Here is a 13,863-nt window from a genome sequence, read left to right as displayed (position 1 = left end):
AAGAATGTCGCAAAGACAGGGATTTTCCCATAACTTGCGCGTGCATCGCTTAACGACGCGTCAGGTTGCGCGGATAATCGGGCGCAAGGCGCGTGGCACCGGCCCGCGCCGCTCGATCCAGGAGGACCCAACGTGCCGCAACGACATCCGCAACCCGCCCATCCGGCCGACGGCATCTACTTCGGGCTGATGTCGGGAACCAGCATGGACGGCGTCGACGGCGTCGCCGTGCGTTTCGAGACCGGCCGCGCGCCGGTCGTGCTCGCGGAAGCGTTCGTCGGCTTCGCCCAATCGCTGCGCGACGCGCTGTTCGCGCTGCAGCAGCCCGGCGACAACGAGATCGACCGCGAATCGGTCGCGGCGAATGCGCTCGTCGCGCGCTACGCGGTGTGCTGTCACGAGCTGCAGCGCACGGCCGGCCTGTCGCGCGACGAGATCCGCGCGATCGGCGTGCACGGCCAGACGGTCCGGCACCGTCCCGAGCGCGGCTACACGCGCCAGCTCAACAATCCGGCGCTGCTCGCCGAACTCACCCATCTCGACGTGATCGCCGATTTCCGCAGCCGCGACGTCGCGGCCGGCGGGCACGGCGCGCCGCTCGCGCCGGCGTTTCACGCGACGGTGTTCGGCGCGCCGGGCGAGACGCGGGTCGTCTGCAACCTCGGCGGCATCAGCAACATCACGATCCTGCCCGGCGAAGGCGGCGACGTGCGCGGCTTCGACTGCGGGCCCGCGAACGCGTTGCTCGACGAATGGGCGACGCGCCATCTCGGCAAGCCTTACGACGACGGCGGCAAGTTCGCCGCGCGCGGTACCGTGCACGCGGCGCTGCTCGACGCGCTGCTCGACGAACCCTACTTCGTCGCGCCGCCGCCGAAAAGCACCGGCCGCGATCTGTTCAATCCCGCGTGGCTCGACGCGAAGCTCGCCGCGTTCGCGCAGGTCGCGCCGGAAGACGTGCAGGCGACGCTGACGGCACTCACCGCCGTCTCGGTCGCGCGCGAGATCGCCCGGCACGCGGCCGGCTGCAAGGCCGTGTTCGTCTGCGGCGGCGGCGCCCGCAACCCGGTGCTGCTCGATGCGCTCCGGCATGCACTGCACGAGGCCGGCGTGCCGGCGACGGTGGAGACGACGGCCGCGCTCGGCGTGCCGCCGCAGCAGGTCGAGGCGCTCGCGTTCGCGTGGCTCGCGTACCGCTTCACCGCGCGCCAGCCCGGCAATCTCGCGAGCGTGACGGGGGCAGCGGGCGAGCGCGTGCTCGGCGCACTTTATCCGCGCTGATACGAGAAAACGACGAAACGAGCGGGAGCCCCGATGCGGCGCGTCCGGGACGCGCCGACAGGCCGCCCGCGCGGTTCGTCGCGTACAACGGACGCAAAAAAACGGGGCATCAAGCCCCGTTTTTCATTCCGGCGAACCGGACAGAATCCGTCGTGCGTTCAGACCGAGAACGACGAGCCGCACCCGCAGGTGGTCGTGGCGTTCGGGTTCTTGATCACGAACTGGGCGCCGTTGAGGTCGTCCTTGTAGTCGATCTCGGCGCCGACCAGGTACTGGTAGCTCATCGAGTCGATCAGGAGCTGGACGCCGTTCTTGTTCATCACGGTGTCGTCCTCGTTGACTTCCTCGTCGAACGTGAAGCCATACTGGAAGCCCGAGCAGCCGCCACCCTGCACGAACACGCGCAGCTTCAGGTCGGGATTGCCCTCTTCGTCGATCAGTTGCTTGACCTTGTCGGCCGCGGCGTCGGTGAAGACGAACGGTGCCGGCATTTCGGTGGTCGTTGCTGCGGATTCGGTAACAGCGTTCATGCGAACTCTCCAAAAAGCTTTAGCCGCTATTGTAGGGCCGATCAGAAGATCGTGCTGATGTCCATGAAATCAATAGGTTCTTGTTGATTTCAGTAAAGGAAACCGCCCGCGGGGCGCCGCCGCGCGGGCATAAAAAAACCGCCAGCGCGAAAACTGGCGGTTTTTCCGGCGGACGCCGCCCGGAAGCGGCGCGGCCATGAAGCGGAATTAACGCTTCGAGAACTGCTTTGCGCGACGTGCCTTGCGCAGACCAACCTTCTTACGCTCGACTTCACGTGCATCGCGCGTGACGAAGCCTGCGTTCGACAGCGACGGCTTCAGCGTTGCATCGTAGTCGATCAGCGCGCGGGTGATGCCGTGACGCACTGCGCCTGCCTGACCCGTTTCGCCGCCGCCGTTGACGTTGACCTTGATGTCGAACGTCTGGCCGTGGTTCGTGAGTTCCAGCGGTTGACGCACGATCATCAGCGACGTTTCACGCGAGAAGTAGTCGGCGATGGGCTTGCCGTTGACGATGATGTCGCCCTTGCCAGCCTTGATGAAGACACGTGCGACTGCGCTCTTGCGGCGGCCCGTACCGTAGTTCCAGTTACCGATCATGTGGGCTCCCCTTAGATCTCGAGCGCCTTCGGCTGTTGAGCCGAATGCGGATGCGTAGCTTCAGCGTAGACCTTCAGCTTCTTGATCATCGCGTAGCCGAGCGGGCCCTTCGGCAGCATGCCCTTGACCGCCTTCTCGAGCGCACGGCCCGGGAAGCGTTCTTGCATCTTGCCGAACGTCGTTTCATAGATACCGCCCGGGTAGCCCGAGTGACGGTAGTACTTCTTGTCCAGAGTCTTGTTGCCCGTGACCTTCAACTTGCTCGCGTTGATGATGATGATGAAATCACCAGTGTCGACGTGCGGGGTGAACTCAGGCTTGTGCTTGCCGCGCAGACGGCGTGCCACTTCGCTGGCAACACGGCCGAGAACCTTATCCGTCGCGTCAATCACGTACCATTCGCGCGTCACCTCATGGGCTTTTGCGGAAAACGTCTTCATGATCGATCCAAAAAAAATGCTTTGCCCGATGTGTTCTTCCTGCTTGTCTGTGTGCGCTTCGAGGCGCGGTGCAGGCTCTCCCTGTTCTTTTTCCGTGGGCATGAATGCGGAAAAGCCCTGAATTATAAAGGAAATACCGCAGCGCGGTCAAAGAGAATCCACGCCCCGTGCCGGCGGCGCCCGAAATGGGCCAAAATCCGGTCGTGCCCCGATACACCAGGCGAACCGAGCGCCTGGGGCGGCACCCATCGACGCGCGGCACCTGACCTGGCCGCGCCAGACCGGCCGATCACGGAAAACAACAAACAAGCATGATGAAACAACGACTTACGCCCTTTCTCGCGGCCGCGTTGCTGGCCGCCGCGGCGCCCGCCGTCGCCGCCCGGGCCGGCTGCGAGGCCAAGCTCGACGCTCTCGACGCCCGCATCGCCGACGCCCGCCACGCCCATGCCGAAGATCGCATCGCCCGCCTGCGCGCGGTGCGCGAACGCGTGCGCCACTTCTGCGCGCGCGGTCATGGCCATGCATCGGCCGCACACGTTCCGCCCCCTGCCGCCCGTTCGACGGACACGCCGCCCGGCGCGGCATCGCAGCCAGCCGCGCGGCGGCCGGCGTAAACGGGAGTCAATGACGGATATCGACGCGCGCAAACTGCGCGCCGATGCTTGCATGGGACGAAAAAAAGCCCGAACGGCTGGTTCGGGCTTAATCCACCTTAGGAGGAGGGTGGAGGAGACATGCGGAGGTTGCCGCAGCGCGACAACCAATGAGGCTCATTATACGAACGCGTCGCCGACTTCACAAGAAAATTTGCATTGCGAAATCCAACACCATAATGCGGAATCCGGTGAGCCTCACGCGATGAATGGATTTTCCCTTTTAAAATCAATCAACTGGGAGGAAAGCGCGCAGCCGGAAGCCCGCCACGCCTAGAGTAAAACCCCTAAAGACAGCAGGGAAATCGCCGTTCGGCGCCCCGCCGGGCGCCGCATGCGGCGGCATGGCGTGGCGCGTCGTGCAGCGCATCAGCCGAGCGAAGCGCTGCGGGCTACAATGCCGGATCGAATCCGAATCAGGCAACGCTGGAGTGCAAGCATGGAATGCAAAGTAAGCTGGATGGGTCAGGACGGCATGGCGTTTTCCGCCCAGACCGGAAGCGGGCACCTCGTCGCGATGGACGGCGCGCCGGAAGGCGGCGGCCACAACCTCGCGCCGCGCCCGATGGAAATGGTGCTGGTCGGCACCGGCGGCTGCACCGCGTACGACGTCGTGCTGATCCTGAAGAAGAGCCGCCAGGAAGTCACCGGCTGCTCGGTCACGCTGAAGGCCGAACGCGCGAGCGAAGATCCGAAAGTGTTCACGAAGGTCCACTTCCACTTCACCGTCACCGGCCGCAACCTGAACCCGGCCACGGTCGAGCGCGCGATCAACCTGTCGCACGACAAGTACTGCTCCGCGTCGATCATGATCGCGAAGACCGCCGAACTCACGCATTCGTTCGACATCGTCGCCGACTGAACGCACGGCAGCCACGCATGAAAAAAAGGGCCGGCGCCCCTGACGGAGCGCCGGCCCTTTCGCATTCGAACGGCAAAGCAGGCCGATAAGCCGGATTCTGTGCACGCTGCACGCCGAAGCGCGCGGCGCGTGGCAGCCATTCCTCTAGGCGCGCCATTGCTGACGCGCTCAAGCTTCCTACCCGCAGACGAGACGGGGGCCCCGTCCTGCATCCGAAAATGCGCGCCTGCCTACTTGGAATTGCTCCGGGTGGAGGTTACCGTGCCGGCGAACGTCGCCGTCGCCGCGGTGCGCTCTTACCGCACCGTTTCACCCTTACCTGATCCCGGCTTGCGCCGGGCCATCGGCGGTTTGCTTTCTGTTGCCCTGTTCCGCGTGTCGCCACGGATGGCCGTTAGCCATCACCCTGCCCTGTGGAGTCCGGACTTTCCTCGCCCCCGCCAGCCCGAAGGCGGCGAGGCCGCGACTGCCTGGCCTGCTTTGCGACGCGCATTCTAGCACTGTGCGCCGCCGCCGGCAGCGCGCGAGCGGCGGCCGCTGCGGAAAACCGCCGGATCGTCGTAGAACGCGGGCGCGGCATTCGCTTCGCACCAGCCCGGCACGCCGAGCACCGGCAGCGGCGCGAAATCGCGGCTCGTCAGGTCGCGGGTCGCCAGTTCGCCGGCGATCCGCGCATCGACATGCGCGGCACGCTGCGCGTCGGGCCACGAAAAATAGTCGTCGCCCACTTCGACGATCCATGCGTGCGCGGTGCACGACTTGTAGGGCGCGACGAGCTTCTCGAGCAGCGCATGGCCGACGAGCCGCGCCTCGCAGCGCGTGCCCCACGCGTCGCGCGCCGCCACCAGCAGCTGCTGCCAGCTGAAGCCGCGCAGCGCGTCGGCGAGCGTGCGGTCGGCCGTCACGAACAGCGCGGCATTTTCGTCGAACAGCGTCAGCGCATCGCGCAGCGTGCCGCGCACCGGCCCGACGCCGCCCGCGGCATCGATCGCCGCGGCCTGGCGTGCGTTCAGCGCGGCCTTGGTGCGCGGATACGCGAACCAGACGAGCGCATTGAAGAAGTCGTGAAGATTGTGGCGGGTCGGGACGCCGCCGGTCGCGGCGATATGGGTTTCGTATGCGATGCCGGGCGGCAGCTCGGCCTGTGGCACGAAGCGCAGCGGCTTGCCGCGGCCGCTGACTCGGGCATCACCGCGCAGTGCGCCGTTCAGTGCGTCGAGCAGCGCGGCCTCGCCGGCGAGCGCGGCCGCCTGAAGCGTGCGGCCCGGTTCCGCGTAACGCGCGAGCCACGGCGCGGACCAGTCGATCCGCGCGAACGCCGCCGCGCCGCCGCCGGCCGCGTGGCCGGCCGCGCGCGGCGGCGTGCCGGTCACGCGAACTTCCAGCCGATCGATTCGCCGGCGCGCAGCGGCACGACCGGCGTATCGCCCGCGAACACCTCGCGCGGCAGTTCCCAGGTCTCGCGGCGCAGCGTGATCGTCTCGGTGCTGTGCGGCAGCCCGTAGAAATCGGCGCCGAAGCGGCTCGCGAAATTTTCCAGCTTGTCGAGCGCGCCCGCCTTGTCGAACGCTTCCGCATACAGCTCGAGCGCGTGCAGCGCCGTGTAGCAGCCCGCGCAGCCGCACGCGGTTTCCTTCGCGTCGCGCGCGTGCGGCGCGCTGTCGGTGCCGAGGAAGAAGCGCGGGTTGCCCGACGTCGCGGCTTCGACGAGCGCGACGCGGTGCGTTTCACGCTTCAGCACCGGCAGGCAGTAGTAATGCGGGCGGATCCCGCCGACGAACAGCGCGTTGCGGCTGTACAGCATGTGCTGCGGCGTGATCGTCGCGCCGAGCAGGCCCGGCGCCGCATCGGCGTCGCGCACGTAGTCGGCGGCGTCCTTCGTGGTGATGTGCTCGAACACCACCTTCAGGCCGGGGAAATCGCGGCGCAGCGGCGCCATCACGCGGTCGATGAACACCTTCTCGCGATCGAACATGTCGATCGCCGGATCGGTCACCTCGCCGTGCACGAGCAGCGGCATGCCGGTTTCCTGCATGACCTCGAGCGTCTTCGCGCACTTCGCGAGATCGCTGACGCCGTGGTCGGAGTTCGTCGTCGCGCCGGCCGGATACAGCTTCACGCCGTGCACGAAGCCGCTGTCGCGCGCGCGGCGGATTTCGTCGGGCGACGTGTTGTCGGTCAGGTACAGCGTCATCAGCGGCTCGAACGCCATGCCCGCCGGCAGCGCGGCCAGGATTCGCTCGCGATAGGCCTGCGCTTGCGCGGTGGTCGTGACGGGCGGCTTCAGGTTCGGCATGACGATCGCGCGGGCGAACTGGCGCGCCGTGTGCGGCAGCACCGCGGCCAGCATGTCGCCGTCGCGCAGGTGCAGGTGCAGGTCGTCGGGACGGGCGAGCGTGAGCGTCGCCGGAGAGGAAGCGTTCGAGGCAGTCATAGGAGGCGTCGTGAGGAACGGGGCTGGCCATCTGCGGGGCCGGAACGCGCGTGCGCGGGCCGACTGACGGCAAACCGCAACACGGGGCCTTCGGCCGGCGGAATCCGCTTTTTACCGCTCAAGGCTCGGTGATATGCTAGAAGCCATATTGTACCGGGGTTCACCCGGTTGGTTACCCCGCTTCCGCCCCCGCCCCAAGTAAAATGTGCCAACTCCTAGGAATGAACTGCGCCGCGCCGACGGACGTCACATTCTCCTTCACAGGTTTCGCGGCCCGGGGCGGCCTCACCGATCACCATGCCGACGGCTGGGGAATCGCGTTCTTCGAGGACAAGGCCTGTCGCCTCTTCGTCGACCACCAGGCGTCGGCCACGTCGCCGCTCGCCGAAATGGTCAAGCGCTACCCGATCAAGTCCAAGAACACGATCGCGCACATCCGCAAGGCCACGCAAGGCCACATCCTGCTCGAGAACAGCCACCCGTTCATGCGCGAGCTGTGGGGGCGGCACTGGATCTTCGCGCATAACGGCGATCTGCAGGAGTACGAACCCGATCTCGACGGCAGCGTTTACCACCCGGTCGGCACCACCGACAGCGAGAAGGCGTTCTGCGTGCTGATGCAGGGGCTGCGCGAAGCGTTCCCCGGCGCGCAGCCGCCGTTGCCGGAGCTGTTCGAGCGCGTCGGCGAGCTGACGCGCGACATCACCGATCACGGCGTGTTCAACTTCCTGATGTCGAACGGCCAGGCCCTCTTCGCGCACTGCTCGACGCGGCTGCACTACCTCGTGCGGCGCTGGCCGTTCTCGACCGCGCATCTGGTCGACGAAGACCTGTCGATCGACTTCGCGAAATACACGACGCCCGAGGATCGCGTCGCGGTGATCGCCACGCAGCCGCTGACCGACAACGAAATCTGGACCTCGTTCGAACCGGGCGAGCTGATCATGTTCCAGTGCGGCGACGTCGCCGCGCGGATGCAGATTCCGGTGCCCGAGTGCGTGCTCGAGAAACTGCGCAACCCGGCGCTCGACGCATCGGCGTCCGCGCCGTGCGGTACGCAGCACGCCGTACTCGCGGCCGGCGCCGACGGCGATTCCGACGACGCGATCGATTTCTGAGCGCGCCGCGCCGCCGCCGGGCGCGCCCTTCGTGCGTTGCGCTGTTCCGCCAGCGTCGCGGCTCGGCGATCCCGCGTCATGGCCGGATCGTCGAACCACGCATTCGGCGCCCGGCATCCGCCGATGATTGCCCGCATTGAAAATCTCCCCCGACAACTCCATTCAGGCTGCCCTTTCAAGCACGCGTGCGTCGCCACACGACATTCACTTTTATTTAATTAATTTTCAAGTGAAAATGATTAACCGTCGAAACAAATAAAACAAGATATTCGTCGAAACCGGATAATCCGGAAGCCTCAGCTTAAAGCAAAATCCCCACGCCTATCGTGCGCCAGCCTACCGAACCGGCGCTTCCGCCTGTTCTATAAAAAAACCCACCAAGCCTTTACCCACAAAGGCTTTCAGTTCGATTTCCCACACAACTCAGAAATACCACCCAATACCGTTACCATCCCCACATTTCCTGATTTTTTGAAAATCGCCCGCCCCGCCAATTAGTAGACTCGCTCCATCTTCGGTGTAACGAAACCCGACCGGCGCGTCATGCAGCCACGGCTGCCGCATGTCCATTCGCGTCACGCGGCACCGTGGAATGCGCATTCGCCGCATGCGGCGAATAACACGTCAAAACAAGAAAGAGGGCATGTCGTGAATCACTCATTTCGATCGATCTGGAGCGACGCCGCCGGCTGCTGGGTCGCGGTCGCGGAAACGACACGGGCGCGCGGCAAGCGTTCACGCCGCGAATCGGGCGCAAGCACCCGCGCCGGCCGCACGGCGATCCGCCGCTCGCCGCTGCGCGTCGCCGCGCTCGGTGCCGCGCTGGTCGCGCTGTCGGCCGGCTCCGCGTACGCGTCGAGCTGCGGCGACGGTTCGGCGGTCGCGAGCGGCGGCAGCTGCGCGCTCGGCAGCGTCAGCCCGACCGTGAACGACAACCTGGCCGGCGCCACGACCGTGTCCAGCGGCGACGCGGTCGGCGTGACGGGCGCATGGACGGCGCAGAACAGCGGCGACGCCGGCTACACGCGCATCCCGTTCGGCACGACGACGATCGTGTCGGGAAATCCGGATCAGCCGCTGGTGTCGCTCGGCGGCAAGACGCAGAACATCGGCACGCCCGACACGATCACGGGCACCCATACGTCGGTCGCCACCTACGACTCGTCCGCGTTCTCCGCGTCGACGGTCGGCACGACCGACGTGCCCGTCTACCGCGACGTCAACGGCGACCAGTACGTGAACACGCGGATCGGCACCGTCGACCGCTCCGGCGGCACGCTGAACGTGTCGATCGGCAATCCCGCCAACGCGCCCGGCGCGGCCGGCAACGCAATCACGATGGCCGCGAAGCAGACGGACCTCACCGTCGCGGACGGGACGGGCGCCACCCCGAGCGTCGTCAACTGGAATTCGCGCAACCAGGTCTGGTTCACCACCGGCGACTACCTCGCGAGCGGCGGCTCCGTCGGCAACCTCCAGCTCGACGTGCCGGCCTATGCGGGCACTTTCACCGCGTTCGACGGCAGCACGTGGACCGTCAGCGACGCCGCGTCGCTCGCCGCCTACAACGACTTCCTCGTGCGTTCGGTCCGGAGCGGCGCGCTCGGCTCGCAGGCCGCGTACGACACCGCGTTCGGCCAGGCCGTCACGTTCTCGAAGGAGACCTTCCAGTACGCGAACAACGTGTCCGCCGGCGACAAGAACACGCTGCCGATCGATCATCTGTCGGCAATGCACGGCACCGGCGCGAACGCGACGCTGCAGATCGGCAAGGACGGCCAGATCGACTTCCGCGGCACCAACACGATCGCATCGAGTTCGGCCGTCCTCGCGGAAAACGGCGCGCACTTCGTCAACGACGGCAGCCTGTCGGGTGATTTCACGCTGGTGCGCCTGCTGAGCGGCGCGAGCGGCGTCAACAATGGCGTGATCTCGTCCGGCTACGCGTCCGGCGACAATTTCGACACGAGCAGCGGCACGCCGCCCGACAACTTCGGGTTCCATGCGTACAGCGAGGGCAACGGCGTGTACGCGAACGGCTCGGGCACCTCGTTCGTCAACCACGGCGTGATGAACGTCGGCGCATGGACGCTCGCCGGCGACCGCCCCGACCTGCAGAACTACGCGGTGGCCGTGACGGGCGGCGCGAACGCGTCGAACGCCGGCACGATCAACGTCGGCGTCAACGCGACGACGCTCGACAGCCAGGTGATCGGCGGCTTCGCGGCGGGCGGCACCTTCACGAACGCGGCCGGCGGCACGATCTATCTCGGCCGCGCGGCCCAGTACGGCCCGGGGGCGGCGGCGAACGACGTCGCGCTGTCCGCGCACGCGTACGGGATCCTGCTCGGCGCGTCGGGCACCGCCAGCAACCTCGGCTCGATCGTGATCGGCTCGCAGACGCAGAACGGCGTCGGGATGGCGAGCATCGGCTCGTCGTCCGGCACGCTGCGCAACGCCGGCACGATCGTCGTGAACGGCGCGGCGCCCGGCACGCCGTTCGCCAACGTCGGCATGCTCGCGGCCAACACGGCCGCGACCGTGACCAACACCGGCACGATCACGCTGAACGGCGTGAACGGCATCGGCATCATGGTGGTCGGCACCGGCTCGAGCGCAACGGCCGCGACGTCGACCGGCACGATCAACGTGGCCGGCGGGCTCGATCCGGCATCGGACACGCGCAACTACGGCGTATGGGCCGAAGGGCCGCGCGCGAAGGCCACGGTCGACGGCGCGCTCAACCTGACGGGCACCGGCGCGATCGGCGTCCATGCGCGCTCGGGCGCGACCATCAACGTCGACGCGAACGCGGTGCCCCACTTCATGTCGGGCACGAACCAGATCGGCTTCTATGCGTATGGCGCAGGCTCGAAGATCAACGTCGCCGCGCAGCACCTGAGCGTCGATACCGACGATTCGACGCTGTTCCGCATGGCGGGCGGCGCGGCCTATACGGGAGCATCGGCCGCCGGCACGCTGATGACGGACGTCAACGGCCAGCGCGCGCGCGGCGTGCTCGCGACCGGTGCCGGCACGACGCTGTCCACCGGCCACGCCACCTACAACGTCAACGGCGCGAACGGCATCGCGGTAGCAGTCGAAGGCGGCGCGAAGGGCACGATCGACTCGGGCGCGACCATCAACCTGAATGCGGCCGGCGCGATCGCGGGCGTCGTCGACGGCCAGGCGCACGACCTCGCCGGCGCGAATGCCGGCGCACCGGTCGCGACGACGCTGACCAACAATGCCGCGGTCACCTCGTCGACCTCGGGCGTGACGGGTTTCGTCGCGCAGAACCTCGGCACGCTCGACAACCGCGACACGGTGCTGCTGAGCGGCGCAGGCTCGACGGGCGTCGTGGTCGGCACGCTCGGCACCGTGAACAACGCGTCGGCGATCCGCGTGGCCAACGGCACCGGCGCGCTCGTGCAGGGCGCATCGGCGACGCTCGCCAACGCGGGCACGATCGAGGCCGACGACGGCGTCGCGGGCGTGCACCTGACCGGCGCGGGTGCGTCGGTCGCGCTGTCGGGCGCGGGCACCGTCGTCGCGAACGGCAGCGCCGACGGCGTGCTGATCGACTCGACCGTCTCGAACGGCGGGATCGCGGCCGGCGCGACGTCGATCGCGGCGGGCGGCGCCGGCAAGGGCATCGACAACCTCGGCACGAACACGACGATCGTGCTGTCGGGCACGCAGATCGGCACGACCGGCAATGGCGCCGACGGGCTGTCGTCGACGGGCACGGGCGCACGCATCGCGACCGACGCGGCGACCGTCGTACGCACCGCCGGCGACAACGCACGCGGCCTCTTCGTGACGGGGGCGGATTCGACGCTCGCGGCGGACGGCACGACCGTCGCGACGACCGGCGCCGGCGCGCATGCGATCGTCGCGGGCAGCGGCGCGACCGTGTGGCTGTCGGGCACGAAGGTCTCTGCGGCGGGCGCGGCAGCCGACGGTCTCGTCGCGCGCAACGGCGGCCGTATCGGCGACACGGGTTCGTCGCTCGCGAGCGCGGCCGGCAACGGCGCGACCGTCGACGGCGGCGGCGTGCTCGCGCTGACGGGCACGACGCTCAAGGGCGCGACGGCCGGCGTCATGAGCACGGACACGCTCGCGACCGGCGCGACGAGCTCGGTGCGCGTCGACGGCGGCAGCGTCGCGTCCGTCGCCGGGCCGGCGTTCGCCGCACGCGGCGGCACCGTCGACATCGCGGTGCGCAACGGCACCGTCGTGACGGCCGGCAACGGCACGCTGCTGGACCTCGCGAACGGCAGCACCGCGACCTTCAACGCATCCGCCGTGAATCTCGCCGGCGACATCGTGTCGGACGCGTCGAGCACCGGCAACGTGTTCCTGACGAACGGCACGACCCTGACCGGCACGATCGACCCGGTCGCGCTGAGCGTCGACGGCTCGAGCACGTGGCACATGACCGGCAGCTCCGTGCTGAGCAGCCTGAACAACGCGGGCCTGGTCGCGTTCGCCGCGCCGTCCGGTTCACCGACGGCGGCCGCCAGCTACCGGACGCTGACGACCGGCAGTTACGTCGGCAACGGCGGCACGATCGCGCTGAACACCTACCTCGGCGCCGACGCATCGCCGACCGACCGGCTGATCGTGAACGGCGGCACCGCGAGCGGCACGACCGGCCTGAAGATCGCGAACACGGCCGGCACCGGCGCGCAGACGACGGGCGACGGGATTCCGGTGGTCGTCACGGCCAATGGCGGCACGACTACCGCGTCGGCGTTCCATCTCGCGGGCCCCGTACAGGCCGGCGCGTACGAATATCGTCTCTACCGCGGCGGACAGGGCGATGCGAACGGCTGGTACCTGCGCTCGCAACTGGACCCGACGGACCCCGGCGATCCGGTCGGCCCGTCCATCATCGACGACGGCGGCGATCTCGCGTACCGTCCGGGCGTCGCGGGCTACGCGATGACGCCGCTGCTGAACGCCGACTACGGCTTCTCGACGCTCGGCAAGCTGCACGAGCGCGTCGGCGACATCTACAACCTCGAGAAGCAGGCGCCGGGCAACCGCGACGGCGTGTGGGGCCGCATCGGCGGACAGAGCCTCGACGCGAACGCGGGCCGCTTCGCGGCCGACGAGCGCACGTTCTTCGCGCAGTTCGGCAAGGACTGGACGCTCGACCAGGCGCCCGCCGGCGGCAGCACGCATGCGGGCGTGACAGCGAGCATCGGCGTCGCGAACGCAAGCTTCAGCGACATGGCACGCGCCGGCACGGCCGGGCTGTCGACGTCGACGGGCTCGGTCGAGATGCATGCGCAGAGCGTCGGCGGCTACTGGACGCGCTACCTGTCCGACGGCACCTACTTCGACAGCGTCGGCCAGGTCACGCACTACGGCAACCGCTATCGCGACAGCTACGGCAACGAGGCCTCGCAGAACGGCTTCGGCATCGCGCTGTCGCAGGAGGTCGGCAAGCCGTTCGGGATCGGCGGCACGCCGATCGCGGTCGAGCCGCAGGCGCAGCTGATGTACCAGTACCTGAAGCTGAACGGGTTCAACGACAACGTATCGGCCGTGTCGGGCACGACGACCCACGCGCTGCGCGGACGCGTCGGCGTGCGCGTCTTCCGGCCGAACCTCGACGCGAACGCGGGCGGCGGCGCCGCGACGCCGTACTTCACGGCCGACGTGCTGCACGACTTCCTGTCGCCGGGCCAGACCGTCGTCGGCGGCACGCCGTTCGCGACGCACCTGGGCCGCACCTGGTACGAGCTCGGCCTCGGCGTGACCGCGGGCTTCGGCAAGTCGGGCGCGTTGTACGCGAACGTGAAATATGCGCGCAACATCGGCGGCGATTACCGGCGCGGCGTGACCGGGCAGGTCGGCTACCGCTACAGCTGGTAACGCCCGACTCGGCAACCCGTCCGCTGCCACCGGCGGGCGACGGGCAGCCCGCGAAA

10 protein-coding genes and 1 other RNA gene are annotated in these 13,863 nt (G+C 68.0%); 5 read left to right on the top strand and 6 right to left on the bottom strand.

Annotated elements, in window-relative coordinates; translation table 11 throughout:
• Window positions 1–132 precede the first annotated feature (132 nt).
• Window positions 133–1,281, top strand: a complete 1,149-nt coding sequence (locus U4Z64_RS10725) for an anhydro-N-acetylmuramic acid kinase (protein ID WP_044848286.1) — start codon at window positions 133–135, stop codon at window positions 1,279–1,281.
• A 158-nt stretch (window positions 1,282–1,439) separates the two neighbouring features.
• On the opposite strand, the gene erpA is transcribed toward U4Z64_RS10725, so the two are convergent.
• The 3 genes from erpA to rplM all read right to left on the bottom strand — a co-directional run bounded on the left by erpA (window position 1,440) and on the right by rplM (window position 2,851).
• Window positions 1,440–1,811, bottom strand: coding sequence for an iron-sulfur cluster insertion protein ErpA (erpA, locus tag U4Z64_RS10720; RefSeq protein ID WP_006401687.1), 372 nt, complete (start codon window positions 1,809–1,811; stop codon window positions 1,440–1,442).
• Window positions 1,812–2,018: 207 nt separating this feature from the next.
• The gene (rpsI, locus tag U4Z64_RS10715) at window positions 2,019–2,411 is read right to left on the bottom strand and encodes a 30S ribosomal protein S9 (RefSeq protein WP_011883283.1); all 393 of its coding nucleotides are present in this window, start codon (window positions 2,409–2,411) and stop codon (window positions 2,019–2,021) included.
• An 11-nt stretch (window positions 2,412–2,422) separates the two neighbouring features.
• Window positions 2,423–2,851 (bottom strand): 50S ribosomal protein L13, encoded by a 429-nt coding sequence (gene rplM / locus U4Z64_RS10710; protein WP_009687896.1) that lies wholly within the window; start codon window positions 2,849–2,851, stop codon window positions 2,423–2,425.
• 311 nt (window positions 2,852–3,162) lie between these two features.
• Here rplM and U4Z64_RS10705 point away from each other — a divergent pair, with 311 nt between their 5' ends.
• Complete coding sequence (locus U4Z64_RS10705) at window positions 3,163–3,468, top strand: DUF1090 family protein (RefSeq protein ID WP_044848287.1); 306 nt, start codon at window positions 3,163–3,165, stop codon at window positions 3,466–3,468.
• A gap of 436 nt (window positions 3,469–3,904) precedes the next feature.
• Complete coding sequence (locus U4Z64_RS10700) at window positions 3,905–4,369, top strand: OsmC family protein (RefSeq protein ID WP_072465471.1); 465 nt, start codon at window positions 3,905–3,907, stop codon at window positions 4,367–4,369.
• 70 nt (window positions 4,370–4,439) lie between these two features.
• Here U4Z64_RS10700 and rnpB read toward each other — a convergent pair.
• From rnpB to pyrC, 3 genes are all read right to left on the bottom strand, one after another.
• Window positions 4,440–4,851, bottom strand: an RNA gene (gene rnpB, locus U4Z64_RS10695) — RNase P RNA component class A.
• Window positions 4,852–4,863: 12 nt separating this feature from the next.
• Complete coding sequence (locus tag U4Z64_RS10690; RefSeq protein WP_321819923.1) at window positions 4,864–5,742, bottom strand: DUF3025 domain-containing protein; 879 nt, start codon at window positions 5,740–5,742, stop codon at window positions 4,864–4,866.
• Entirely contained in the window at window positions 5,739–6,803 is a 1,065-nt protein-coding gene (pyrC, locus tag U4Z64_RS10685; protein ID WP_321819922.1) for a dihydroorotase, read from the bottom strand. The genes U4Z64_RS10690 and pyrC overlap by 4 nt, the downstream gene beginning before the upstream one ends.
• A 203-nt stretch (window positions 6,804–7,006) precedes the next feature.
• On the opposite strand from pyrC, the gene U4Z64_RS10680 reads away from it, so the two are divergent.
• Complete coding sequence (locus tag U4Z64_RS10680) at window positions 7,007–7,921, top strand: class II glutamine amidotransferase (protein ID WP_321819921.1); 915 nt, start codon at window positions 7,007–7,009, stop codon at window positions 7,919–7,921.
• Between the two features lie 648 nt (window positions 7,922–8,569).
• Complete coding sequence (locus U4Z64_RS10675; RefSeq protein WP_321819920.1) at window positions 8,570–13,807, top strand: autotransporter outer membrane beta-barrel domain-containing protein; 5,238 nt, start codon at window positions 8,570–8,572, stop codon at window positions 13,805–13,807.
• The last annotated feature ends 56 nt before the right edge of the window (window positions 13,808–13,863 follow it).

The organism is Burkholderia sp. BCC1996 (assembly GCF_905339955.1).
Lineage (GTDB): Bacteria > Pseudomonadota > Gammaproteobacteria > Burkholderiales > Burkholderiaceae > Burkholderia.
The sequence above is the reverse complement of the archived record's forward strand: the minus strand, read 5'-3'. Positions and strand labels throughout refer to the sequence as shown.